The organism is Kitasatospora sp. NPDC034035 (genome assembly GCF_055575755.1).
In genome coordinates this window covers 127950-150723 of the sequence record NZ_JBVISA010000008.1, presented here as the reverse complement: position 1 = coordinate 150723, position 22774 = coordinate 127950, and the positions used below count along the sequence as shown (strand labels likewise).

The window sequence follows — 22774 nt, the reverse complement described above, 5'->3', positions numbered from 1 at the left end:
CCCGGGGTGGAAGCGTGTGGCCGGGCACCCGGGCCGGGAGCGGCGGGAACTCCCGACCGTCCCACATGACGAAACATCAGCGTCCAGTATGCGGATGTTAGTGGACCGCGAGTCCCGCGCCGTGCGAATCTCTTGCCATGCCTAGCGCCGGAACCACCCTGGTAGGTCGACTCCACGTCGATCTCCTTCGCGTGTCCAGCGCCATCTGTCCGGTGACCTGAGCCCACCCCCGCCGCACCACCGCACCCGGCGCCACCCGTTCCCGCCATCCCCGTCGCAGCGGATGTGCAGGCGCCCGCCCGGTCTCGGTCACTGCCCTCCAGGCCCTGAGAAACCCGCAGGTCAGAGCAGCACCGCACGGCTGAGCACGCTCCGCGACCCGCCTGGCACCAGCGCCATCTGCCCCGAAGGACTTCACCATGGCCACCTCCCCCGAGACCGTCGAGCCCACGGCCGACAGCCCCGCCGCGCGCCGCCCCGCCGCGGCCCGCAAGGTGACCCGCCACCGCGGCGAGGGCCAGTGGGGCATGGGCCACCACACTCCTCTGAACGCCAACGAGCAGTTCAAGAAGGACGACGACGGTCTCAATGTGCGGACACGTATTGAGACGATCTACGCGCACCGCGGCTTCGACTCGATCGACCCCGCCGACCTGCGCGGCCGGATGCGCTGGTGGGGGCTCTACACCCAGCGCAAGGAGGGCATCGACGGCGGCAAGACCGCGATCCTCGACCCGCACGAGCTGGACGCCGAGTACTTCATGCTCCGGGTCCGCATCGACGGCGGCCGGCTGACCGTCCCCCAGCTGCGGGCGGTCGCCGAGGTCTCCGAGCAGTACGCGCGCGGCACCGCCGACCTGACCGACCGGCAGAACATCCAGTACCACTGGATCCGGATCGAGGACGTCCCCGCGATCTGGCAGAAGCTGGAGGCCGTCGGCCTGTCCACCACCGAGGCCTGCGGCGACACCCCGCGCGTCATCCTCGGCTCCCCGGTGGCCGGCGTCGCCGAGGACGAGATCATCGACGGCACCCCCGCCATCGACGAGATCCAGCGCCGCTTCATCGGCAACCCGGACTTCTCCAACCTGCCGCGCAAGTTCAAGAGCGCGGTCTCCGGCTCCCCGCTGCTGGACGTCGCGCACGAGATCAACGACGTCTCCTTCGTCGGCGTGGTCCACCCCGAGCACGGGCCCGGCTTCGACCTGTGGGTCGGCGGCGGCCTGTCCACCAACCCGCGCCTGGGCGTGCGGCTGGGTGCCTGGGTCCCGCTGGACGAGGTCGCGGACGTCTACGGCGGCGTCATCGGCATCTTCCGCGACTACGGCTACCGCCGTCTGCGCAACCGCGCCCGGCTGAAGTTCCTGGTCGCCGACTGGGGCGTGGAGAAGTTCCGCCAGGTACTGGAGGACGAGTACCTCAAGTACCGGCTGGTCGACGGCCCCGCGCCCGCCGAGCCCGCCGCCCGCTGGCGCGACCACGTCGGCGTCCACCGGCAGAAGGACGGCCGGTTCTACATCGGCTTCGCGCCGCGCGTCGGCCGGGTCCACGGCAAGCTGCTCGGCGAGATCGCCGACCTCGCAGCCGCCCACGGCAGCGACCGGGTGCGCACCACCGCCGAGCAGAAGATGCTGATCCTCGACATCGCCGAGGAGCACGTCGAGTCGGTGGTGGCCGGCCTGGAGGCGCTCGACCTGCGCGTCGCCCCGTCGCCGTTCCGCCGCGGCACCATGGCCTGCACCGGCATCGAGTACTGCAAGCTCGCCATCGTCGAGACCAAGGAGCGCGGCCGCACGCTCATCGACGAACTGGAGCAGCGCCTGCCGGAGTTCACCGAGCCGCTGACCATCAACATCAACGGCTGCCCGAACGCCTGCGCCCGCATCCAGGTCGCCGACATCGGCCTCAAGGGCCAGCTGGTCACCGACGACAACGGCGAGCAGGTCGAGGGCTACCAGGTGCACCTCGGCGGCGCGCTCGGCCTGGAGGCCGGCTTCGGCCGCAAGGTCCGCGGCCTCAAGGTCACCAGCGCCGGCCTGCCCGACTACGTCGAGCGCCTGCTGACCCGCTACCAGGCCGACCGCACCGAGGGCGAGCGCTTCGCCCAGTGGGCGACCCGGGCGACCGAGGAGCAGCTGTCATGAGTGAGCGAGCAGCACCGTTCTTCTGCCCGTACTGCGGGGAAGAGGACCTGCGCCCCTCCGAGGCCGGACACGGCGCCTGGGAATGCCACGGGTGCCGCCGGGCCTTCCAGTTGAAGTTCCTCGGCCTGCTGTCACCGACCGACCACGGGGGTACGTCCCATGAGCAGCACCGCGACTGACCACGAGGCGGCAGCCGTCCGGGCCGGCCGCGAGCTGGAGGAGGCGGCCCCGCAGGAGATCCTGCGGTGGGCCGCCGACACCTTCGGCAAGCGGTTCTGCGTCACCTCCTCGATGGAGGACGCGGTCGTCGCCCACCTCGCCTCCTCGGTGCTCCCCGGCGTGGACGTGGTGTTCCTGGACACCGGCTACCACTTCCCGGAGACCATCGGCACCCGTGACGCGGTGGCCGCGACCATGCCGGTCAACGTCATCACGCTCACCCCGCTGAAGACCGTGGCCGAGCAGGACGCCGAGTACGGGCCGAACCTGCACGACCGCGACCCGGACCTGTGCTGCTCGCTGCGCAAGGTCGAGCCGCTGAACCGCGGCCTCGGCGGGTACGACGCCTGGGCCACCGGGCTGCGCCGCGACGAGTCGCCGACCCGGGCGAACACCCCGGTGGTCTCCTGGGACCCCAAGCGCCGCAAGGTCAAGATCGCCCCGATCGCCCGGTGGACGCAGGAGGACGTGGACGCCTACGTCGCCGCCAACGGCGTGCTGCTCAACCCGCTGCTGTGGGAGGGCTACACCTCGATCGGCTGCTCCCCGCTGTCCTGCACCCGCAAGCCCGCGGAGGGCGAGGACGCCCGGGCCGGCCGCTGGTCCGGCTCCGGCAAGACCGAGTGCGGCATCCACCTCTGACGCACCGCCAGGCGAGCCCGCCGGACACACACGTACCGTCGACTACCGAGTGAGGAAGACCCCGTGACAGCTCACACCCTGGCCGCCGATGGAGCCGCAGAGGCGGCCCGCACGGCCGGCCCCTGCGAGCGCGGCGCCACCGTGTGGCTGACCGGGCTGCCGAGCGCCGGCAAGACCACGCTGGCCTTCGCGCTGGCCGAGCGGCTGCGCGCCGAGGGCCACCGGGTCGAGGTCCTGGACGGCGACGAGATCCGCGAGTTCCTCTCCAAGGGCCTCGGCTTCTCCCGCGAGGACCGGCACACCAACGTCACCCGGATCGGCTTCGTCGCCGAGAAGCTCGCCGCCAACGGCGTCAAGGTGCTCGCCCCGGTGATCGCCCCGTTCGCCGACTCCCGCACCGCCGTGCGCGAGCGGCACGCCGCGGCCGGCACCGAGTTCCTGGAGATCCACGTCGCGACCCCGGTCGAGCTGTGCGCCGAGCGCGACGTCAAGGGCCTGTACGCCAAGCAGGCGGCCGGCGAGATCTCCGGTCTCACCGGCGTGGACGACCCGTACGAGGCGCCGCAGGACCCGGAACTGCGGATCCAGACACAGGGCCGCGCGGTGGCCGACTCCGCCGCCGAACTGCACGCCTTCCTGACCGAGAGGGGTCTGGCATGACCACCGCGACCGACAGCCCGGTCTACACCGACGACAACCCGTTCGCGCTGTCCCACCTGGACGCGCTGGAGGCCGAGTCGGTGCACATCTTCCGCGAGGTCGCGGGGGAGTTCGAGCGCCCGGTGATCCTCTTCTCCGGCGGCAAGGACTCCATCCTCATGCTGCACCTGGCGCTCAAGGCCTTCGCGCCCGCGCCGGTGCCCTTCTCCCTCCTGCACGTCGACACCGGGCACAACTTCCCCGAGGTCATCGCCTACCGCGACCGCGTCGTCGCGGAGCACAACCTGCGCCTGCACGTCGCCCACGTCCAGGACTTCATCGACGACGGCCGGCTGCGCGAGCGCCCGGACGGCACCCGCAACCCGCTGCAGACCGTGCCGCTGCTGGACGCCATCGAGAAGGGCCGCTTCGACGCGGTCTTCGGCGGCGGCCGCCGCGACGAGGAGAAGGCCCGCGCCAAGGAGCGCGTCTTCTCGCTGCGCGACGAGTTCGGCGCCTGGGACCCGCGCCGCCAGCGCCCCGAACTGTGGTCGCTCTACAACGGGCGGCACGCCGTCGGCGAGCACGTGCGGGTCTTCCCGCTGTCCAACTGGACCGAGCTGGACGTCTGGCAGTACATCGAGCGCGAGGGCATCGAGCTCCCGGAGATCTACTACGCGCACGAGCGGGACGTCTTCTCGCGCGGCGGCATGTGGCTGACCGCCGGCGAGTGGGGCGGCCCCAAGGACAGCGAGCCCGTCCAGCGGCGGCTGATCCGCTACCGCACCGTCGGCGACATGTCCTGCACCGGCGCCGTCGACTCCGACGCCACCACCATCCAGGCCGTGATCGCCGAGATCGCCGCCAGCCGCCTCACCGAGCGCGGCGCCACCCGCGCCGACGACAAGCTGTCCGAGGCCGCGATGGAAGACCGCAAGCGCGAGGGGTACTTCTAATGAGCACGACCATCGAGAACACCGCCACCTCCCTGCTGCGCTTCGCCACCGCCGGCTCCGTCGACGACGGCAAGTCCACCCTGGTCGGCCGCCTGCTGCACGACTCCAAGTCGGTGCTCGCCGACCAGCTGGAGGCAGTCGAGCACGCCTCCCGCAACCGCGGCCAGGAGGCGCCCGACCTCGCGCTGCTCACCGACGGCCTGCGCGCCGAGCGCGAGCAGGGCATCACCATCGACGTCGCCTACCGCTACTTCGCCACCCCCCGGCGGCGGTTCATCCTCGCCGACACCCCCGGGCACGTGCAGTACACCCGCAACATGGTGACCGGCGCCTCCACCGCCGAACTCGCCGTCGTCCTGGTCGACGCCCGCAACGGCGTGGTCGAGCAGACCCGCCGGCACGCCGCCGTCGCCGCGCTGCTGCGGGTGCCGCACGTCGTGCTCGCCGTCAACAAGATGGACCTCGTCGACTACGCCGAGCCCGTGTTCGCCGCCATCGCCGCCGAGTTCACCGCCTACGCCGCCTCGCTCGGCGTGGGCGACGTGCTCGCCGTCCCGATCTCCGCCCTCGCCGGGGACAACGTCGTCGAGCCCTCCGCGCACATGGACTGGTACGGCGGCCCGACCCTGCTCGAACACCTGGAGACGGTGCCGGTCGGCAGCGACCCGAGCGCCGAACCGGCCCGCTTCCCCGTCCAGTACGTGATCCGCCCGCAGACCGAGGAACACCCCGACTACCGCGGCTACGCCGGCCAGCTGGCCTCCGGCGTGCTGCGCGTCGGCGACCCGGTCACCGTCCTGCCGTCGGGCCTCACCAGCACCGTCGCCGGGATCGACGCGCTCGGCCGCCGGACGGACATCGCCTGGGCCCCGCAGTCCGTCACCGTCCGGCTCGCCGACGACCTCGACATCTCCCGCGGCGACCTCATCGCGGCCGGGGCAACGGCCGTCCCCACCAAGGACATCGAGGCCACCGTCAGCCACCTCAACGAGCGCCCGCTGCGCGCCGGGGACAAGGTGCTGCTCAAGCACACCACCCGCACCGTGCGCGCGCTCGTCAAGGAGATCTCCTACCGGATCGACATCGACACCCTCGAACAGCGCTCCGGCGACGAGGGGTTGAACGTCAACGACATCGGCCACGTGAAGCTGCGCACCGCCGAGCCGCTGGCCCTGGACAGCTACTCGGACAACCGTCGCACCGGCTCGTTCCTGCTGATCGACCCGGCCGACGGCACCACCCTCACCGCCGGCATGGTGGGCGAGGCCTTCGAGACCGTACGCACCACCGACGTACCCGACGAGGAGGACTGGGTCTGATGCCCAGCGAGGCGTTCTCGGGCATGGACAAGGAAGGCGGCCGCATCGGCAGCGGCGCCCTCGGCAGCGGCCAGGGCGGCCTGACCCGATGTGCGGGCCGACAGGGCTGAGAACGCCCTGTCACCGGGCTGTCTTCCCCCACAGCCGCCCGGCTTGCCCCGGCACTTGGCTGCCGCGCGCACCACCTTCCGAACCATCCGCCCGAGACCGCTTCCTGACGGTCCGTCCGCGAACAGGACTCCACCATGGCACCGAACCCGGCACCCTCGCATACCCGCACCCGCCCCAACGCCGGCCGGATCAGACGTACCGCCGCGGCCGCCACGGCCGGCCTGGCCGCCGTGGCGCTGCTGTCGGCCTGCGGCTACGGCTCCAAGGCCGACGACAAGTCCTCCGACACCAAGGCCGGCGCCGCCACCGCCGCGGATTCCGGCGCGAAGCTCTCCGCCGACTCCGTGAAGATCGGCTACTTCGCCAACCTGACCCACGGCACCCCGCTGGTCGGCCTCCAGGAGGGCCTCTTCCAGAAGGAGTTGGGCGCCACCCAGGTGAAGACCCAGGTCTTCAACGCGGGCCCGGCCGAGATCGAGGCGCTCAACGCCGGCTCGATCGACATCGGCTGGATCGGCCCCTCCCCGGCGATCAACGGCTACACCAAGTCCGACGGCAAGTCGCTGAAGATCATCAGCGGTTCGGCCTCCGGCGGGGTCAAGCTGGTGGTCAACCCGGACAAGATCTCCTCCCTCGACGACCTCAAGGGCAAGAAGATCGCCACCCCGCAGCTGGGCAACACCCAGGACGTGGCACTGCTCAACTACCTCGCGGGCAAGGGCTACAAGGTCGACGCGGCCTCCGGCGCGGGCGACGTCTCGGTGGTGCGCACCGACAACAAGGTCACCCCCGACGCCTACAAGTCCGGCTCCATCGACGGCGCCTGGGTGCCCGAGCCGACCGCCTCCAAGCTGGTCACGCTCGGCGCGAAGGTCCTGCTCAACGAGAAGGACGTCTGGCCGGACAAGAAGTTCGTGATCACCAACATCATCGTCTCGCAGAAGTTCCTCAAGGAGCACCCGGACGTGGTGGAGGCCGTGCTGCGCGGCTCGGTGAAGACCAACGCCTTCATCAAGGCCGACCCCGACAAGGCCAAGGCCGACGCCAACGCGGCGATCAAGAAGGAGGTCGGGACCGCCCTGGAGCCCGCCGTCCTCGACCCGGCCTGGGCCGACATCGACTTCCTGGACGACCCGCTGGCGAACACCCTGCAGGCCGAGGCCGACCACGCCGTCACCGCCGGGCTCCTCAAGAAGCCCAGCCTGAACGGCATCTACGACCTCACCCTGCTGAACAAGGTCCTCGCCGCCCAGGGCCAGGCCGCCGTGGCGGACGCCGGGCTCGGCGCCAAGTAGCGCCACCGCCCCTCCAGTTCCGCGGTCCGGCCCCCGCCCGCCCGGTCGATCCCCGATCGATGCCCACCGGGACGGGCGGGGCCCGGGCCCCGGCCCCGACCCGCAGCCCCCGCAGACCACTCACGCAGGAGGTGCCCAGGATGACACTGGCACTGACCACCTCGGCGGACGCCCCCGGCGCCGACGCCCTCGGCGGCGCGCCCGCCGTCCGGATCTCGCACGTGCACAAGTCCTTCGGCCGCCCCGGCGCGCAGACCCACGTCCTGGACGACATCACCCTCGACGTCGCGCCCGGCGAGTTCGTCACCCTGCTCGGCGCCTCGGGCTGCGGCAAGTCCACCCTGCTCAACCTGGTCGCCGGCCTCGACAAGCCCACCGCCGGCAGCATCGAGGTGCCCGGCGGCCGCCCCGCCCTGATGTTCCAGGAACACGCGCTGTTCCCCTGGCTCACCGCCGGGAAGAACATCGAGCTCGCCCTCAAGCTGGCCGGCCTGCCCCGTCCCGAGCGCCGCGCCGAGGCCGAGCGGCTGCTCGAACTCGTCCGCCTGAAGGGCTCGTACGGCAAGCGGGTGCACGAGCTGTCCGGCGGCATGCGCCAGCGCGTGGCGATGGCCCGGGCACTCGCCCAGGGCAGCAAGGTCCTGCTGATGGACGAGCCGTTCGCCGCGCTCGACGCCATCACCCGGGACGTGCTGCACGACGAGATCACCCGGATCTGGGCCGAGCGGCAGCTGTCCGTCCTCTTCGTCACCCACAACGTGCGCGAGGCGGTGCGCCTGGCCCAGCGGGTCGTGCTGCTCTCCTCCCGCCCCGGCCGGGTCGCCCGCGAATGGCGGATCGACCTGCCGCAGCCGCGCCGCATCGAGTCCGCGGGCGTCGCCGACCTGTCCATCGAGATCACCGAAGAACTGCGTGGGGAGATCCGTCGCCATGGCCAGCACTGACACCACCCCCGTCCTGGACAAGACCGGCACGGTCGACGCGGCCGAGAAGGGCGCCACCGACACCGCCGGCGTCGGCGCGGGCCTGGACGCCCTCGACACCGTCACGGCGCAGCGCGGCTCGCTCGGCGAGGCCCTGCGGACCAAGGCGCTGCCGCCGCTGATCGGCGTGCTCGTGGTGATCGCCCTGTGGCAGGGGGCGTACAGCCTGCACGTCACCTCCTCGTACAAGCTGCCCAGCCCGGCGGACGTGTGGCACTCCGCGCAGGACCTCTGGTACCAGGGCACGCTGTTCTCGATCATCTGGACCAGCGTCTGGCGCGGCCTGTCCGGCTTCCTGCTCGCCGTCGTGATCGGCACCCCGATCGGACTGGTCGTCGCCCGGGTCAGGCCGGTGCGCACCGCGATCGGGCCGGTCCTGCAGGGCCTGCAGTCGCTGCCCTCGGTCGCCTGGGTGCCGGCCGCCGTCATCTGGCTCGGCATCAACGACTCGATGATGTACGCGGTGATCCTGCTGGGCGCCGTCCCGTCGATCGCCAACGGGCTGGTGGCCGGCATCGACCAGGTGCCGCCGCTGTTCCTGCGGGCCGGGCGCACCATCGGTGCCACCGGCCTGGCGGGCGCCCGGCACGTGCTGATCCCGGCCGCGCTGCCCGGCTACCTGGCCGGGCTCAAGCAGGGCTGGGCGTTCTCCTGGCGCTCGCTGATGGCCGCCGAACTGGTCGCCTCCTCCCCCGACCTGGGCCGGGGCCTGGGCCGGTTCCTGGAGGACCAGCGCGAGTTCTCCGACATGTCCGGGGTCCTGCTCGGCATCATCCTGATCCTGTTCGTCGGCATCGCCATCGAGCTGCTGGTGTTCACCCCGGTCGAGCGCCGGGTGCTGCGCAACCGCGGCCTGCTGGCCGGCGGCAAGTGAGGCCCCGCTGATGCCCGCCCTCCTCCTCATCGCCCACGGCAGCCGCGACCCGCGCCACGCCGCGACCGTGGCCGCGCTCGTCGAGGAGGTGCGGGACCGGCGGCCCGGCGTCGAGGTCGCCACCGCGTACCTGGACCACTGCGCGCCGCGGATCCCGCAGGTGGTGGGACGGCTGGCGGACGCGGTGGCCGTCCCGCTGCTGCTCAACCGGGCGTTCCACGCCAAGCACGACATCCCCGCCGCCCTGCGCGCCGCCGGCTCCCGGCTGCCGGTCGCGGACGTGCTCGGCCCCTCCCCACTGCTGCTCGCCGCCCTGGACCGCCGCCTCGCCGAGGCCGGGGTCGACGTGCGCTCGGCCGCCGTCCGCGCCCGTACGGGTGTCGTGCTCGCCGCCGCGGGCTCCTCCGACCCGGCGGCCGACGCCGCGACCCGCGCGGTCGCCGCCGAGTGGCGGCGCACCCGCGGCTGGGCCGCCGTCGAGGTCGCCTACGCCTCCGCCGCCGGCCCCCGCGTCCCCGACGCCCTCGCCGCCCTCCGGGCCGCGGGCGCCGAGCACACCGCCGTCGCCCCCTACCTGCTGGCCCCCGGCCTCCTGCCCGACCGCATCGCGGCGGCATCGGAAGGGGCGGACGTGCTGGCCGACGTCCTCGGCCCCGCCCCCGAGCTGGCGGCCCTGCTCCTGGAGCGCTACGACGAGGCGAGCCGCACAACCTCGGCCGTCCCGGCGCTCACCGCCTGAGCGGGGAGCCCTCCCTCACGTGTGGTCCAGGATGCTGTGCTCGCTGAGGTCGGACGCGAACCGCGCCACGGTGCGGTAGTCCGCATCATCGTGGAGGAGCGTGAGTCGGTGGTGCGCGGCCGTCGCCGCGATCATGAGGTCCACCGCAGATGCACTGCGGTGCTGTCCGGCGAGTGCCATCCGTCGTTGCGCCGTGTCGATCCAGCGCCCCGCGCCCTTCGGCACCGAGACGTCCGGGTACAGCTCGGCGAACATCTCGGAGATCTCGTCGTACTCCCGACCGTCACGCGCGGTGTACAGGAACTCGGCACGCTGCGGATAGCACGACGCGATCGACCCCGCGTCGATCGCGTCGTACCAAGCGGCCTGGAGGTTCGGATCACGGAGCAGCCGGACCAGCCCGGAGGTGTCGAGCAGGTAGATCACCGGGCGTCCTTCTCGGCCTGGTGCAGCCGCTCGGCGCGATCGACGGCCTCCCAGTTCCGAGCCCGCTCGAAGTGCCTGCCGATGCGGGCCGCCCGTTCCTGACGCTCGGCGTAGTAGCGCAGCGCGAGATTGACGGCTTCCTTCTTCGTCCGCACTCCGGCGAGTGCCATCGCCCGCTCCAACGCCTCTTCATCGATGTCGATCTGGGTCACGGACATTCGGCGCCTCCGTCGATCGATGTTGGTGATGTCCATGAAATTGTACTCTGCCAACATCACACTGGGCGAGGACCAGAACGGGCCGGACCGACGGCGCGCGCGGCCGGTGGCCGCGCGCGCCGTGAGGGTGGTGCGGGTCAGGCCGGGAGGTTCCACTTCTCGTTGGCGGCGCCGTTGCAGTCCCAGATCTGGACGGGCGTGCTGTTGGCGTTGCTGCCGCCGCGCGCGTCCACGCACTTGTTCACGCACCCGCTGATCCGACCGACCGGGCCCGCCAGGACGGGCGAGCCGGTCACGATCCAGCCGCGAACAGGGCGGCGGTGCGGCGCACGGCGGGGCTCCTCGGGGGTGAGGGTGATCCGGTCGACGGTCCGGCCGCGGGCATCAGACGGGCAGGTGCCAGATCTGGTTGGCGGCGGTGGCGCCGAAGCAGTCCCAGATCTGCAGGACCGCGCCGTTGGCGCTGGAGACGCCCCGGACGTCCAGGCAGCGGCCGGACTGCGGGTTGACCAGCGAGCCGTCGGCCCGCGGGCGCCACTGCTGGGCGCCGCTGCCGTTGCACTCCCAGGTCCGCACCAGGGTGCCGTTGCCGGTGCGCCCGCCCTCGACGTCCAGGCAGTTGCCGACGGCCCGGACGGTGCCGTCGGCGCCGACCTTCCAGGTCTGGTTCACGTTGCCCAGGCAGTCCCAGATCTGGGTCTGGGTCCCGTTGGCGTTGCTGCCGCCGCGCACGTCCAGGCACTTGCCCGCGATGCCGGTGATCTGGCCGACCGGGCCCGCCGGGACCGCCGGACCGAAGGAGACGCCGCCCCAGCCCCCCGTGGCCATACCGGAGCACCCCGCGGTGGCGGTGGTGTTGCCGGTGACCCAGCCGCTCATCCCGTACGAGTAGGTGGGAAACCCGTTGCTGTCGGGGAGGCCCTGGCAGGTGATCCCGACCATCCAGGTCTGCTGCGGGTCGAGGCCCGTGCAGGTGCCGGAGAGGCCCCAGCCGGTGCCGCTGACGGTGCAGCTCCCGACACCGCCCGGGCCCGGGGTGGTGTCGGCCGACGCGTTACGGGTGGTGCTCTCGGCGGCACCGGCGGCGGGCGCGGTGACCGCGGCGGCTCCGGCGAGCAGGGCGGTGGCGAACAGGGCGGCGGTACGACGCACGGGGGGAGTCCTTCCGGAGAGGGTGAACCGACCGGCCCGCATGTGAAGTATTCGCGGTGAAGATGCGATCTTTGTGCGGGCCGCGCGAAAGCCTCGGGCACGCCATGTTCACGGTCAACGGGTAAGGCCAAGATCACGCCACAGATTCGCACACGCACAAAACTTGTACGACACGGCGCGGGAACGGCCCCGGCAGGCCGCGCGCCCGGCCGATCCGGCCGGATCGCGTACGGCCCGGCCCCCGGGTGAGCGGGAGCCGGGCCGTAGGCGATCCGGGGTCGGGCGGCGCCGGGTCAGATCCGGCGCAGGGTGAAAGCGTCCGTCGGGTGGCCCGCGATGGCGTCGCCGAGGCCGGCGGAGAGCTGGTAGACGCGGCCCGCCGGGCCGGCGATGAGCGCGGTGGGGGTGGCGTCCACGGAGGGGCGGACGGCGGTGAGGCGGGCGGTGCGCCAGTGGTCGTCGGAGCGCAGTTCGACCTCGGCGTCGCGGCCGGCCCCCATGAGGGCGTTGGTGACGCCCGCGACGGAACCGTCCGGGCGGCCGAGCAGGCCGTCCAGGTGGAGCAGGGACGCGGCCCCGGCGTCCACCTCGACCTGCCGCACGGCGGCCGGGTTCCACAGCGGGACCTGCCACAGCGTGCCGTCGTCCCACTTGCCGATGATCAGCCGGCCCTCGCGCAGGACGATGCCGTTGAGGCCGTACGAACCCGGGGCGGGGGTCAGCCGCGGGTCCCGCAGCAGGACGGAGGCGGTGCCGTCCGGCGCCACCCGGTAGACGACGGGGGCGAAGGAGTCGGTGACGTAGGCGGTGCCGTCGGGGCCGACCGCGATGTCGTTGGCCAGGTGGTTGCCGCCGTCGGCGGCGACGGCGGCGAGGTCGGTGTAGAAGAGGCGGCGGCCGGTGTCCAGGTCGTAGGCGCCGATCCCGGCGATCTTCCCGAGGGTCGCGGGGCTGCTGTGCTCGCCGACGCCGTTGTCGAGGTCGGTGACCAGGACGCGGCGATGGACGGGGTCGACCCGCAGGCCGGCGACCTCGGTCAGCGCGGGGTCCTGCACCAGGGTGCGCACGCTCCCGTCGGTGCCGACGGCGGAGACGGTGCCGTGCCGCAGCGAGCCGAGCAGGAAGCGGTGGTGGGAGGCGTCCCAGGCGCCCGCCTCGGGCACCAGGGTGGGCGCGTGGCCGGTGATCACGGCCGGGGCCGGGCAGTTGGCGGGCGACGCGGCGGCGGGCGAGGCCGCGGGCAGTGCGCCGGCGGCGCCCAGCAGGGTGGTCAATGCGGCCGCGACCAGGGTGCGGCGGAGAGTACGGTGCTGACGGTTGCTCATCGGAATTCCCTTGCGTGCGATCCGTTGACGTGATCAAGCTTCGCGTGAACGGGCGGTCCGCAGCAGTGCGTGGGAATACTGGTAGTTCGACTACCAGGGAGGACGGGGGAGATGGTCGAGGTGGAGGACGCCCAGGAGCGCCGTACGGCGCTGTCGAGTTTCCTGCGCAGCCGCCGGGCGCGGCTGACGCCGCAGGACGTGGGGCTGGCGCCGGGGGTGCGGCGGCGCACACCGGGGCTGCGGCGGGAGGAGCTGGCGCTGCTCGCCGGGGTGGGGGTGACCTGGTACACGTGGCTGGAGCAGGGGCGGGACATCCATCCGTCCCCGGAGGTGCTGGCGAGCCTGGCCCGGACGCTGCGGCTGGACCGGGCGGAGACGGCGTACCTGTTCCGGCTGTCCGGCAGTCACCCGCAGGACGGGGAGGTGGCCGCGCCGGGGGACGTCCCGGTCCCGCTGCTGCGGCTGATGCACGCGCAGTGGCCGGCGCCGTCCTTCGTGATGGACGCCAACTGGGACATCCGGGCCTGGAATCCGGGCGCGGACGCGCTGTTCGGCCTGACCGGCCGGCCGCCGCAGGAGTGCAACCTGGCCTGGGTGGTGTTCGGCAACCCCGTGCACCGGGCCCGGGTCGAGCACTGGGAGGAGCATGCCCGCAGTTTCCTGGCGCAGCTGCGTTCCGCCTATGCCGAGCGCGGTGGCGAGACGACGGCCGTGGGGCGCCATCTGGCCCGGATGATCCAGCAGATGCGCGGCGAGTACGCGGAGGCGGACCGTTGGCTGGACGAGCACCAGGTCGCCGAGCGTTCCGGCTCCGAGAAGGTCCTCCGGCACGAGGCGGTGGGCCTGCTGCGGATCGACCAGCATGTGCTGCTGGCCGCCGAGGGCCTGCAGCTGATCGTGATGGCCCCGCGTGACGCCGAGACGGAGGAGCGGCTGCGCGCCCTCGCCCCGGCCCCGGCCCTGGCCCCGGCCCTGGCCCTGACTCCGGCGGCGGCGGCGGTGGCAGCGGTGTGACGCGGAACGGTCCGCCGCCCCCGTGTGGCGCGGGGCGGCGGACCGGGAGCGGCGGTCAGGCCGGGAGGTTCCACTTCTGGTTGGCGGCGCCGTTGCAGTCCCAGATGCCGAGCTGGTTGCCGTTGGTGGTGGAGAAGCCGAGGTCGTCCAGGCAGCGGCCGGACTGCGGGTTGAGTAGCGAGCCATCCGGACGGACCTGCCACTGCTGGGCGCCGGTGCCGTTGCAGTCGTAGATCTGCACCAGGGTGGCGTTGCCGGTGTTTCCGCCCTGGACGTCCAGGCACCTGCCGAGGGCGCGGATGGTGCCGTCGGTGCCGACCCTCCAGGTCTGGTTGGCGGCGCCGGTGCAGTCCCAGATCTGGACGGGCGTGCTGTTCGCGTTGCTGCCGCCGCGCACGTCCGCGCACTTGTTCACGTAGCCGCTGATCTGACCGACCGGGCCCGCCGGCACCGGGGAGCCGTACACGATCCAGCCGGAGGTCGGCATCGCCGGGAAGAAGCACCCCGCGGTGGCGGTGACGTTGCCGGTGGCCCAGCCGCTGGACGTCCCCGAGAAGACGGGGAAGCCGTTGCTGCCGATGCTCTGGCAGGTGCCCGCGACGCGCCAGGTCTGCTGCGGGTCGATGCCCGTGCACGTACCGACGAAGCCGTAGCCGTTGCGGCCGACGGTACAGCTTCCGGCGGTCAGGGCATTGGTGGTCGGCGCGGCGGACGCGGACGGCGCGTTCCGGGTGGTGCTCTCGGCGGCGTCGGCGGCGGGCGCGGTGAGCGCGGCGGCCCCGGCGAGCAGGGCGGCGGTCAGAAGTGCGGAGGTTCGGCGCATCGGTACGGTCGTCCTTCCGGTTGGCGGATCACGTCGACTCACCCTCGACCGCACCGTGTTGACGGTGTGGCAGATGTGTGGGCCGGGTGAGAGCTTCGGGGCCTCGTGATCGACCGTCAACCGGCAGTAAGGCGGAAGCTGCCGGTGCGATCGGGGCTGACCAGCACCGTTGCCCCGGGCGGCAGTTTCACCGCGAGCGGGCAGTTTCACCACACGCGGGCAGCGGTGCCGCGGCCGCCTGGGTGCGGACAGGCGCTGTCGCGGCCGTCCGCCCCGGAACGCGGAACGGGCCCCGCGCCCCCCACGACAGGGGAGGCACGGGGCCCGTTCGGCGGGCTCGGACGGTCGTCAGTCCGTCTTGCGACGCTGGCGCCCGGTCCCGTAGTTGGAGCCGGACTTGGTGCCGCTGCCCGGCTTGGCGCGACCGGAGGAGCGGCCGATGAAGCCGGCCGCCTGGGGGCGGTCGCCCTGGGCGGCGGCGGCGCCCATCCGCTGCTTGGGGCGGGGGCGGCGCGGGTTGCCGTTCATGTCGACGTCGGCGGGCAGCCCGGAGCGCTTGCCGGAGCGGCGGCGCGGGGACCCGTTCTTGGACCCGGCGCGCTTCTCGTCCGCCGAACCCGCCGAGTCGGCCGGGGCCCCCGTGGCGGCCTGGGCCACCGGCACCGCCAGGGTGACCGGGACGCCGCTCGGCGTGCGGGCGCCGGTGATCCGGGCCAGGTCGGCGTCGCCGGGGCGGATCTTGGTGACGGTCGGGCGGATGCCGGCCACCGTCATCAGCCGGTTGACCTCGCGGCGCTGCTCGGGCAGCACGAGGGTGACGACCGTGCCGGACTCGCCGGCCCGGGCGGTGCGGCCGCCGCGGTGCAGGTAGTCCTTGTGGTCGATCGGCGGGTCGATGTTGACGACCAGGTCCAGGCCGTCGATGTGGATGCCGCGCGCGGCGACGTTGGTGGCGATCAGCGCGGTGACGTGGCCCTCGCGGAACTGGTCGAGCACCCGGTTGCGCTGCGGCTGGGACTTGCCGCCGTGCAGGGCGGCGGCCTTCACGCCGTTGGCGAGCAGCTGCTTGGCGAGCCGGTCGGCGCCGTGCTTGGTGTGCACGAACATGATCACGCGGCCCTCGCGGGAGGCGATGTGCGCGGTGGCGGAGGCCTTGTCGGTCGGCTCGAGCTGCAGGACGTGGTGGTCCATGGTGGTGACCGCGCCGGCCGACGGGTCGACCGAGTGGGTCACCGGGTCGGTCAGGAAGCGCTTGACCAGCCGGTCGACGTTGCGGTCCAGGGTGGCGGAGAACAGCATCCGCTGCCCGCCCTCGGCGACCTGCTCCAGCAGCTTGCTGACCTGCGGCAGGAAGCCCATGTCGGCCATCTGGTCGGCCTCGTCCAGGACGGTGATCGCCACGTCGGAGAGGTTGACGTCGCCGCGCCCGATCAGGTCGTCCAGTCGGCCCGGGGTGGCGACCAGGACCTCGGTGCCACGGCGCACCGCGTTGGCCTGCCGGTTGATCGACATGCCGCCGACGACGGTGGTGATCCGCAGGTTGACGGCGGTGGCGTACGGGGTGAGCGCCTCGGTGACCTGCTGGGCCAGCTCGCGGGTGGGCACCAGGACGAGAGCCAGCGGGTACCGGGCGTCGGCGCGGCGCCCGGCGGTACGGGCGAGCAGCGACAGGCCGAAGGCCAGGGTCTTGCCGGAGCCGGTGCGGCCGCGGCCGAGCACGTCGCGTCCGGCGATCGAGTCGGGCAGCGTGGCGCCCTGGATCGGGAACGGCTCGGTGACGCCCTGGCGGGCGAGCGTGGAGAGGATCGCCTTGGGCAGCTCGAGCTCGGCGAAGGTGGCGGCCGGGGGGCGGGCCGGGGTGCCCTGGACCACGGTGAAGTCGGCGGCCTCGGGCGCGACGGCGCGGGTCTGCTTGGGGGCACCGGTCTGCTTGGGGGCACCGGTGCGGCCGCGCGGCTTGCGCAGGCGGTCGCCGCCGCCGGCGTTGCGGCGGGACTGGTCGGTGGTGCGGGGGCCGCGGTCGCGCGGCGGGCGGGCAGGGGTGGTCATGGGATCTCCGATCCGTCGGTCTGAAGCCCGCGGTGTGCGGACTGGTCGGCCGTCGGAAGGGAGTGCGCCGCCCCGGCCGTACGGCGGCATGAACGGGGGCCCGCACCATGCGGTGCGGGCCCCAGCTTCGCGATGATCGCGAGTCAGCGTGGAGCTGACGTCAGCCGATGATCTGGATGTTCTCGGCCTGCGGGCCCTTCTGGCCCTGCGTGACGTCGAACTCGACCTTCTGGCCCTCGAACAGCTCACGGAAGCCCTGAGCCGAGATGTTCGAGTAGTGGGCGAACACGTCAGCGCCGCCACCATCCTGCTCGATGAAGCCGAAGCCCTTTTCGCTGTTGAACCACTTCACGGTGCCGGTAGCCATAACCGTCTCCTCATACTGGGGCATCAGGAATCCACACCTCGTGAATCCCCAAGTAGCCGCGATCCCCATCCGGAGACTGAAACACCGGACAAAACAAATGCGCCTGTTGGTTGGTACCAGCAGGCGCACATACACGTTCATGGGAACCAAAACTGCAACTGACTCGACTGTAGCACGACGCCACCCAGAGCGACCGGGGATTTTCCGCTGAACAGATCACGTTTGGCGCCCCCGGCAAACGGGCAGGCGGCGCCCCGCCGAAGCGGGGCGCCGCCGGTGGATCGGCCCGGGGCCGGTCCCGGGAAGGAACCGGTCCCAGGCCGATCCTGGGTCAGCCCTGGGTCAGCCCGAGGTCAGTGCCGGCCGGCCGGCTCCGGTACGCCGTGCGTGCCCGCCAGCGGGGCCGGACCGTCGCCGTGACCGTGGTCGGGGCTGTCGGCGTGGCCGGGCCACCAGGCGCGGTGGCCGAGCAGCGCGGTGAGCGCCGGAGTGAAGAACATCGCCATCACGAAGGCCGCCAGCACGATGCCGAAGGCCAGCGAGAAGCCGAGCTCCATGAAGAGCACGTTGCCCGCGAGCATGAAGGTCGCGAACGACGCCGCCAGGATGAAGCCGGCCGCCGCGACGGTCGGGCCGCCGTGCTTGACGGCCTCGCGGGCCGCGTCGCGCGGGTTGCGGCCCTCGCGGGCCTCCTCGCGGAGGCGGGCGATGATCAGGATGTTGTAGTCGGTGCCGATCGCCACCACGAAGAGGTAGATGAAGATCGGCAGCATGAACATCAGGCCCTGCTCACCCTTGATGTTCTGGAACACCAGGGTGGTGGCACCGAGGGTGCCGCCGAAGCCGAGGCCGACCGAGGCCATCAGGTACCACGGCGCGACCACGCTGCGCAGCTGCAGGCCCAGGATGATCATGATGAGCAAGGCCGCGATCGGGAAGACCAGCGTGTAGTCGTGCACCATCGCGGTGTTGATGTCCTTGTACACCGAGGTGATGCCGCCGACCAGGGCCTTGCTGTCCGCCGGGGCCGAGGCGTGGGCGGTGTCGCGGACCTTCTCGATGGCGTCGATGGCCTTGTTGGAGGCCGGGGCGTCGTTGAGCATCACCGTGAAGTCGGCGGTGCCGCCGTCGGCACTGATCCCCTTCTGGGCGACCGGCGTGGTGACCGAGGCCACCCCGGAGACGCCCTGGAGCTTGCCGGCGAAGTCCGTGATCGCCGAGTCGCTGAGCTTGGCGCCGTTGGTGCTGGTCAGGTAGACGTGGCTCGGGTCGGCGGCGCCGGCCGAGAACGCGGTCATCAGCTTGTCCTGGACGACCATCGACTCCTTGCCCTTGGGCATGGAGCTGCCCGCCAGGTCGTAGGTGCCGTTGTAGTTGATGCCGGTCAGGGTCAGCAGCACCAGGACGCCGCCGGAGACCAGGGCGACCAGGCCGGGCTTCTTGCCGGTCATCCGGCCGAGCGCGGCGAAGCGGGCGTTCTTCGGCTCCTGCATCCACTTCTTGCCGGGCCAGAACACGGCCTTGGACGGGAGGACGGCGAGCACGGCGGGGGCCAGGGTCAGCGAGACCAGGGCGGTCGCGATGACCGCGATGGCCAGTGCCGGGCCGAGCGCGGTGAACATGCCCAGGCTGGACAGGATCAGCACGGCGAAGGCGACGGCGACGGCACCGGCGGCGGAGGCGATCGCCTCGCCGACCCGGCCGACGGCGTTGGCCACGGCCGTCTTGCGGTCCTCGCCCAGGCGCAGCCGCTCGCGGTAGCGGAAGGCCAGGAAGAGGAAGTAGTCCGTGCCGACGCCGAGGACCACGATGATCAGGATCGCGGAGGTCATCGGGGAGGACTTGAGGTCGAACATCTTGATCGCGTCGGCGATCAGGCCGTTGGCCACCGGCATCGCGATGACCAGCGAGAGGAGGACCGGCAGGAGGCCGGCCAGGATGCTGCGGAAGATGATGCCGACGATCAGGATGACGAGCAGCAGGCTGCCGAGCATCACGATGGCGTCGGTGGAACCGGAGGCGTCCTTCTGGTCCAGGCTGCTGGCGGCCTGGCCGCCGACCTGGAACTTCAGTCCGGAGCCGTCGGCGAGCTTGGTGCCCTCCTCACGCAGCTTCTTGGCCGCGTCGGGGAACTCGTCGGTCTGCATCTTGGTCTTGTCGATGGCGACCATGGACAGCGCGTACTTGCCGTCCTTGGACTTCGAGGTCTTGGGGTCGACCGGGATGATCTTCTCGACGGCGGGGATGTTCGCCGCGGTCAGACCGTTGACGACCTTGTCCATCGAGGCCTGGTCGGCGTCGTTCAGCGCCTGGCCGTCGTTGCGCTCGAAGAGCAGCAGCGCGGCGGGGGTGAAGCTGGACGGGAAGGCCTGCTCCTGGAGCTGCGCCGCCTGGATCGACTCGTAGTGCTTGGGCAGGAACGCGGACTCGTCCGTCTGGGAGGTGACCTTCGGGGCCGACGCGACGATGGCGAGCATCGCGACGACCCAGGCGAGGATCACCCACCACGCACGGCGAACGACGAAGTGTCCTAGTCGGTGGAACATGCTCGTGATGCCTCCTGGGCATGGTTCACCGCCGGCCCTTGGGGGACGGGACGCTGGGCGACGGCAGGACCGGCCCAGGCATGCACGGGAGGCACACCCTTGCCGGTCGGCAGGTAAGTAGGTTTGGGGCATCATCTTACGAGCACTTGCTTGCCGCCCGGCAAGGAGCCCCCGTATTCCAACCCCCGTTGCGGGACCGCCCCGAACGGCCCCGACCCAGTTTCTCCCGAACGCAAGCCCGTTGACCTCGTGCTCCGGGTGGAGTCGCCTCCCCCTCAGGGTGGAGTTGTGCCCCCTACCCCTGAGGAGGAGTTCTCGGGGTCGGGAGGTAGGGAAAACCCCACCCCGGCCCCGAGGCAAGCCCCAGGGAAGGGTCACCCGCCAGCCGGATTACCGGCCAACCCCCGCTTCCCTACTGTCTGTTGGGACGCCGGATCCGCACCCGGCAGACAGCCGGCGGGCAACCGGCGCGGCACCGGCGACCACCGCCGCCACCGCTCCCGTCCGGCGACGACCGCTCTCCCAGGGGGGACCTCCCGTGAAGCCCGTACAGACCGGACCCGTGCAGGCCCGACTAGGCCTGGCCGCCGCCATGGGCGTCTGGAGCGCCCGGCACCGCAAGACCGCCGTCTTCGGCTGGCTGCTCTTCGTCGTGCTGGCCGCCGTGCTCGGCGGCATGCACGGCAGCACCAAGGTGACCGACGCCGAGTCGATGCCCGGGCAGGTCGCCCGGGCCGCGAGGATCCTCGACGAGGCCGGACTGACCAGCCCGGCGAGCGAGACCGTCCTGGTCCAGAGCGCCACCCGCAGCGCCGACGACCCCGACTTCCGCACGGCCGTCGGCCAGGTGGTCACCGCCGTCGACGGCACCGGCAAGGCCGCCGGGATCCGCTCGCCGTACGACACCAAGGCCGTCTCCCAGGACGGCCACTCCGCGCTCGTCCTGGTCACGCTCAAGGGCGACCGGGACACGGCCGTCGCCGAGGTGCAGTCCGTGATGGACGCGGTGGCCGGCGTGCAGAAGCAGAACCCCGGCCTGACCGTGGTCGAGCTCGGCGACGCCAGCTCCGGTAAGTGGATCCAGGACCAGTTCACGAACGACTTCGCCCGCGCCGAGTGGACCGCCGTGCCGCTCGCCCTCGGCATCCTGCTGATCGCCTTCGGCGCGCTGGTCGCCGCCGTGCTGCCGGTGGTGCTCGCCCTGACCGCCTTCGTCGCGGCCGCCGGACTGGTCGCGCTCGGCAGCGGCCTGCTGCACACCAGCGACGACGCCAGCTCGGTGATGCTGCTGGTCGGCCTCGCCGTCGGCGTCGACTACTGCCTCTTCTACCTGCGCCGCGAACGCGAGGAACGGGCCGCCGGACGCGACGCGCACACCGCGCTGACCGTGGCCGCCGCCACCAGCGGCCGGGCGGTGCTGGTCTCCGGCGTCACCGTGGTGGTCGCCATGGCCGGCATGTTCCTCACCGGGATCGGCGACTTCCGGGCGATGGCCTTCGCCACCATCCTCGTCGTGGTCACCGCCGTGCTCGGCTCGCTCACCGTGCTGCCCGCGCTGCTGTCGATGCTCGGCGACCGGGTCGACAGGGGCCGGGTGCCCTTCCTCTCCCGGCTCCGCCGCCCGAACGCCGCCGGGAGCCCCGCCGGGAGCCCCGCGACCGGCGGACGGTTCTGGAACGCGGTGCTCACCCCGGTGCTCAACCGCCCGCTGGCCTCCACCCTGCTCGCCGGTGCCTTCCTGCTCGCCCTGGCCGCGCCGCTGCTCACCATGCACACCGCCAACCTGACCTTCCAGCAGCAACTGCCCCGCGGCAACGAGCTGGTCGCCGCCTCACAGAAGATCGAGGCCGCCTTCCCCGGCAGCCCGGCCCCCGCCACCGTCGTCATCAAGGCAACGGACATCGGCTCCCCCGCGATGACCGCCGCGATCGCCGACCTCAAGGCCAAGGCGCTGGCCAGCGGACGGATGCACGGCCCGATCGAGGTCGCCGTGCACGCCGACCGGAACGTCGCCACCGTCGACATCCCGCTCGACGGCACCGGCAACGACGCCACCAGCAACGACGCGCTGAAGACCCTGCGCGAGGACCTGGTGCCCTCGACCGTCCTCAAGGTGCCGGGCACCGAGGCCCCGGTCACCGGAAGCACCGCCGGCTCGTACGACTTCAACGCCACGATGACCGGCTCGATGCCACTGGTCTTCGGCTTCGTGGTCGCCTTCGCCTTCCTGCTGATGCTCACCTCCTTCCGCTCGCTCGCCGTGGCCGGCACCGCCGTGGTGCTCAACCTGCTCTCGGTGGGCGCCGCGTACGGGGTGCTGACACTGGTCTTCCAGCACGGCGTGGGCGCCTCGCTGCTGGGCACCGCCGGCGTCGGCGCGGTGGAGTCCTGGGTGCCGCTGTTCCTCTTCGTCATCCTCTTCGGGCTCTCGATGGACTACCACGTCTTCGTGGTCTCCCGGATCAAGGAGGGCCACGACCGCGGCCTGCCGACCCGGGCCGCGATCGCCCACGGCATCCGCTCCACGGCCGGGGTGGTCACCAGCGCCGCGGTGATCATGGTGGCGGTGTTCGCGGTCTTCGGCACCCTGTCCATGCAGGCGATGAAGCAGATGGGCGTGGGCCTGGCGGTCGCGGTGCTGATCGACGCGACGGTGATCCGCGCGGTGCTGCTCCCCTCCGTGATGAGCCTGCTCGGCGACCGCAACTGGTACCTGCCGCGCTGGCTGAACTGGCTGCCGGACCTCTCGCACCGCGAGTCCGTCCCACCGCTCGGCACCGCGACCGCCCTGCACGGGCAGCCCGCCGCCCCCGCCGAGGGCACCGCCCGGCACCGGCGGGTCGAGGTCTGAGCCGCCACCGGTGACGCGCACCACGCCGGGCCCCGCCACGCGCGGGGCCCGGCGCCCGTGCGTCATGATGATCACCGTCCGG

General features: G+C 72.2%; 22 protein-coding genes. 13 read left to right on the top strand and 9 right to left on the bottom strand.

The window, feature by feature from the left end; genetic code table 11:
- Window positions 1-137 precede the first annotated feature (137 nt).
- From ACZ52J_RS13920 to ACZ52J_RS13870, 11 genes are all read left to right on the top strand, one after another.
- Complete coding sequence (locus ACZ52J_RS13920) at window positions 138-221, top strand: putative leader peptide (RefSeq protein WP_310593185.1); 84 nt, start codon at window positions 138-140, stop codon at window positions 219-221.
- 198 nt (window positions 222-419) lie between these two features.
- On the top strand, window positions 420-2144 hold the full coding sequence (locus tag ACZ52J_RS13915) for a nitrite/sulfite reductase (protein WP_465618522.1): 1725 nt from the start codon (window positions 420-422) through the stop codon (window positions 2142-2144).
- Window positions 2141-2323 (top strand): eL43 family ribosomal protein, encoded by a 183-nt coding sequence (locus tag ACZ52J_RS13910; RefSeq protein WP_360499220.1) that lies wholly within the window; start codon window positions 2141-2143, stop codon window positions 2321-2323. Before ACZ52J_RS13915 ends, ACZ52J_RS13910 begins: the two co-directional genes overlap by 4 nt.
- Entirely contained in the window at window positions 2304-3005 is a 702-nt protein-coding gene (locus ACZ52J_RS13905) for a phosphoadenylyl-sulfate reductase (protein WP_465618520.1), read from the top strand. The genes ACZ52J_RS13910 and ACZ52J_RS13905 overlap by 20 nt, the downstream gene beginning before the upstream one ends.
- 78 nt (window positions 3006-3083) lie before the next feature.
- Window positions 3084-3665, top strand: a complete 582-nt coding sequence (gene cysC, locus ACZ52J_RS13900; RefSeq protein WP_465618785.1) for an adenylyl-sulfate kinase — start codon at window positions 3084-3086, stop codon at window positions 3663-3665.
- Complete coding sequence (gene cysD / locus ACZ52J_RS13895) at window positions 3662-4600, top strand: sulfate adenylyltransferase subunit CysD (protein ID WP_465618518.1); 939 nt, start codon at window positions 3662-3664, stop codon at window positions 4598-4600. Before cysC ends, cysD begins: the two co-directional genes overlap by 4 nt.
- The gene (locus tag ACZ52J_RS13890; RefSeq protein ID WP_465618516.1) at window positions 4600-5919 is read left to right on the top strand and encodes a sulfate adenylyltransferase subunit 1; all 1320 of its coding nucleotides are present in this window, start codon (window positions 4600-4602) and stop codon (window positions 5917-5919) included. The genes cysD and ACZ52J_RS13890 overlap by 1 nt, the downstream gene beginning before the upstream one ends.
- A 245-nt stretch (window positions 5920-6164) precedes the next feature.
- The gene (locus tag ACZ52J_RS13885) at window positions 6165-7325 is read left to right on the top strand and encodes an ABC transporter substrate-binding protein (RefSeq protein ID WP_465618514.1); all 1161 of its coding nucleotides are present in this window, start codon (window positions 6165-6167) and stop codon (window positions 7323-7325) included.
- 140 nt (window positions 7326-7465) lie between these two features.
- The gene (locus ACZ52J_RS13880; protein WP_465618512.1) at window positions 7466-8269 is read left to right on the top strand and encodes an ABC transporter ATP-binding protein; all 804 of its coding nucleotides are present in this window, start codon (window positions 7466-7468) and stop codon (window positions 8267-8269) included.
- On the top strand, window positions 8256-9182 hold the full coding sequence (locus ACZ52J_RS13875) for an ABC transporter permease (protein ID WP_465618510.1): 927 nt from the start codon (window positions 8256-8258) through the stop codon (window positions 9180-9182). The genes ACZ52J_RS13880 and ACZ52J_RS13875 overlap by 14 nt, the downstream gene beginning before the upstream one ends.
- A 10-nt stretch (window positions 9183-9192) precedes the next feature.
- Window positions 9193-9921: a sirohydrochlorin chelatase gene (locus ACZ52J_RS13870; RefSeq protein WP_465618508.1), complete on the top strand. Its 729-nt coding sequence runs from the start codon at window positions 9193-9195 to the stop codon at window positions 9919-9921.
- Between the two features lie 15 nt (window positions 9922-9936).
- Here ACZ52J_RS13870 and ACZ52J_RS13865 read toward each other — a convergent pair whose 3' ends face one another.
- From ACZ52J_RS13865 to ACZ52J_RS13845, 5 genes are all read right to left on the bottom strand, one after another.
- Window positions 9937-10347, bottom strand: a complete 411-nt coding sequence (locus ACZ52J_RS13865; protein ID WP_465618506.1) for a PIN domain-containing protein — start codon at window positions 10345-10347, stop codon at window positions 9937-9939.
- Window positions 10344-10601, bottom strand: a complete 258-nt coding sequence (locus tag ACZ52J_RS13860) for a type II toxin-antitoxin system VapB family antitoxin (RefSeq protein WP_465618504.1) — start codon at window positions 10599-10601, stop codon at window positions 10344-10346. The genes ACZ52J_RS13865 and ACZ52J_RS13860 overlap by 4 nt, the downstream gene beginning before the upstream one ends.
- Window positions 10602-10702: 101 nt before the next feature.
- Window positions 10703-10810, bottom strand: a complete 108-nt coding sequence (locus tag ACZ52J_RS13855; RefSeq protein WP_465618502.1) for an RICIN domain-containing protein — start codon at window positions 10808-10810, stop codon at window positions 10703-10705.
- A gap of 139 nt (window positions 10811-10949) precedes the next feature.
- Window positions 10950-11717 carry a ricin-type beta-trefoil lectin domain protein gene (locus ACZ52J_RS13850; protein WP_360499200.1) on the bottom strand — a complete coding sequence of 256 codons (768 nt, stop codon included), beginning with the start codon at window positions 11715-11717 and terminating at the stop codon, window positions 10950-10952.
- Between the two features lie 293 nt (window positions 11718-12010).
- Window positions 12011-13042, bottom strand: coding sequence for a hypothetical protein (locus tag ACZ52J_RS13845; protein ID WP_465618500.1), 1032 nt, complete (start codon window positions 13040-13042; stop codon window positions 12011-12013).
- Between the two features lie 111 nt (window positions 13043-13153).
- Between ACZ52J_RS13845 and ACZ52J_RS13840 the strand changes: the two genes are divergently transcribed.
- Window positions 13154-14056 (top strand): helix-turn-helix transcriptional regulator, encoded by a 903-nt coding sequence (locus tag ACZ52J_RS13840; RefSeq protein ID WP_465618498.1) that lies wholly within the window; start codon window positions 13154-13156, stop codon window positions 14054-14056.
- 55 nt (window positions 14057-14111) lie between these two features.
- On the opposite strand, the gene ACZ52J_RS13835 is transcribed toward ACZ52J_RS13840, so the two are convergent.
- The 4 genes from ACZ52J_RS13835 to ACZ52J_RS13820 all read right to left on the bottom strand — a co-directional run bounded on the left by ACZ52J_RS13835 (window position 14112) and on the right by ACZ52J_RS13820 (window position 19841).
- Window positions 14112-14879, bottom strand: a complete 768-nt coding sequence (locus ACZ52J_RS13835) for a ricin-type beta-trefoil lectin domain protein (protein ID WP_465618496.1) — start codon at window positions 14877-14879, stop codon at window positions 14112-14114.
- Window positions 14880-15227: 348 nt separating this feature from the next.
- Window positions 15228-16928 (bottom strand): DEAD/DEAH box helicase, encoded by a 1701-nt coding sequence (locus ACZ52J_RS13830; protein WP_465618494.1) that lies wholly within the window; start codon window positions 16926-16928, stop codon window positions 15228-15230.
- A gap of 160 nt (window positions 16929-17088) precedes the next feature.
- The gene (locus tag ACZ52J_RS13825) at window positions 17089-17295 is read right to left on the bottom strand and encodes a cold-shock protein (RefSeq protein ID WP_380651267.1); all 207 of its coding nucleotides are present in this window, start codon (window positions 17293-17295) and stop codon (window positions 17089-17091) included.
- Between the two features lie 353 nt (window positions 17296-17648).
- Window positions 17649-19841 (bottom strand): MMPL family transporter, encoded by a 2193-nt coding sequence (locus ACZ52J_RS13820; RefSeq protein WP_465618492.1) that lies wholly within the window; start codon window positions 19839-19841, stop codon window positions 17649-17651.
- A gap of 592 nt (window positions 19842-20433) precedes the next feature.
- On the opposite strand from ACZ52J_RS13820, the gene ACZ52J_RS13815 reads away from it, so the two are divergent.
- Window positions 20434-22692, top strand: a complete 2259-nt coding sequence (locus ACZ52J_RS13815; protein WP_465618783.1) for an MMPL family transporter — start codon at window positions 20434-20436, stop codon at window positions 22690-22692.
- Window positions 22693-22774: the final 82 nt, after the last annotated feature.

Coding starts and splice junctions, on each gene's coding strand:
- ACZ52J_RS13870 (WP_465618508.1), top strand. CDS start 9,193: ATGCCCGCCCTCCTCCTCATCGCCCACGGCAGCCGCGACCCGCGCCAC.
- ACZ52J_RS13875 (WP_465618510.1), top strand. CDS start 8,256: ATGGCCAGCACTGACACCACCCCCGTCCTGGACAAGACCGGCACGGTC.
- ACZ52J_RS13915 (WP_465618522.1), top strand. CDS start 420: ATGGCCACCTCCCCCGAGACCGTCGAGCCCACGGCCGACAGCCCCGCC.
- ACZ52J_RS13845 (WP_465618500.1), bottom strand. CDS start 13,042: ATGAGCAACCGTCAGCACCGTACTCTCCGCCGCACCCTGGTCGCGGCC.
- ACZ52J_RS13905 (WP_465618520.1), top strand. CDS start 2,304: ATGAGCAGCACCGCGACTGACCACGAGGCGGCAGCCGTCCGGGCCGGC.
- ACZ52J_RS13825 (WP_380651267.1), bottom strand. CDS start 17,295: ATGGCTACCGGCACCGTGAAGTGGTTCAACAGCGAAAAGGGCTTCGGC.
- ACZ52J_RS13835 (WP_465618496.1), bottom strand. CDS start 14,879: ATGCGCCGAACCTCCGCACTTCTGACCGCCGCCCTGCTCGCCGGGGCC.
- ACZ52J_RS13880 (WP_465618512.1), top strand. CDS start 7,466: ATGACACTGGCACTGACCACCTCGGCGGACGCCCCCGGCGCCGACGCC.
- ACZ52J_RS13860 (WP_465618504.1), bottom strand. CDS start 10,601: ATGGACATCACCAACATCGATCGACGGAGGCGCCGAATGTCCGTGACC.
- ACZ52J_RS13910 (WP_360499220.1), top strand. CDS start 2,141: ATGAGTGAGCGAGCAGCACCGTTCTTCTGCCCGTACTGCGGGGAAGAG.
- ACZ52J_RS13820 (WP_465618492.1), bottom strand. CDS start 19,841: ATGTTCCACCGACTAGGACACTTCGTCGTTCGCCGTGCGTGGTGGGTG.
- ACZ52J_RS13815 (WP_465618783.1), top strand. CDS start 20,434: ATGGGCGTCTGGAGCGCCCGGCACCGCAAGACCGCCGTCTTCGGCTGG.
- ACZ52J_RS13890 (WP_465618516.1), top strand. CDS start 4,600: ATGAGCACGACCATCGAGAACACCGCCACCTCCCTGCTGCGCTTCGCC.
- ACZ52J_RS13830 (WP_465618494.1), bottom strand. CDS start 16,928: ATGACCACCCCTGCCCGCCCGCCGCGCGACCGCGGCCCCCGCACCACC.
- cysD (WP_465618518.1), top strand. CDS start 3,662: ATGACCACCGCGACCGACAGCCCGGTCTACACCGACGACAACCCGTTC.
- ACZ52J_RS13920 (WP_310593185.1), top strand. CDS start 138: ATGCCTAGCGCCGGAACCACCCTGGTAGGTCGACTCCACGTCGATCTC.
- ACZ52J_RS13885 (WP_465618514.1), top strand. CDS start 6,165: ATGGCACCGAACCCGGCACCCTCGCATACCCGCACCCGCCCCAACGCC.
- ACZ52J_RS13840 (WP_465618498.1), top strand. CDS start 13,154: ATGGTCGAGGTGGAGGACGCCCAGGAGCGCCGTACGGCGCTGTCGAGT.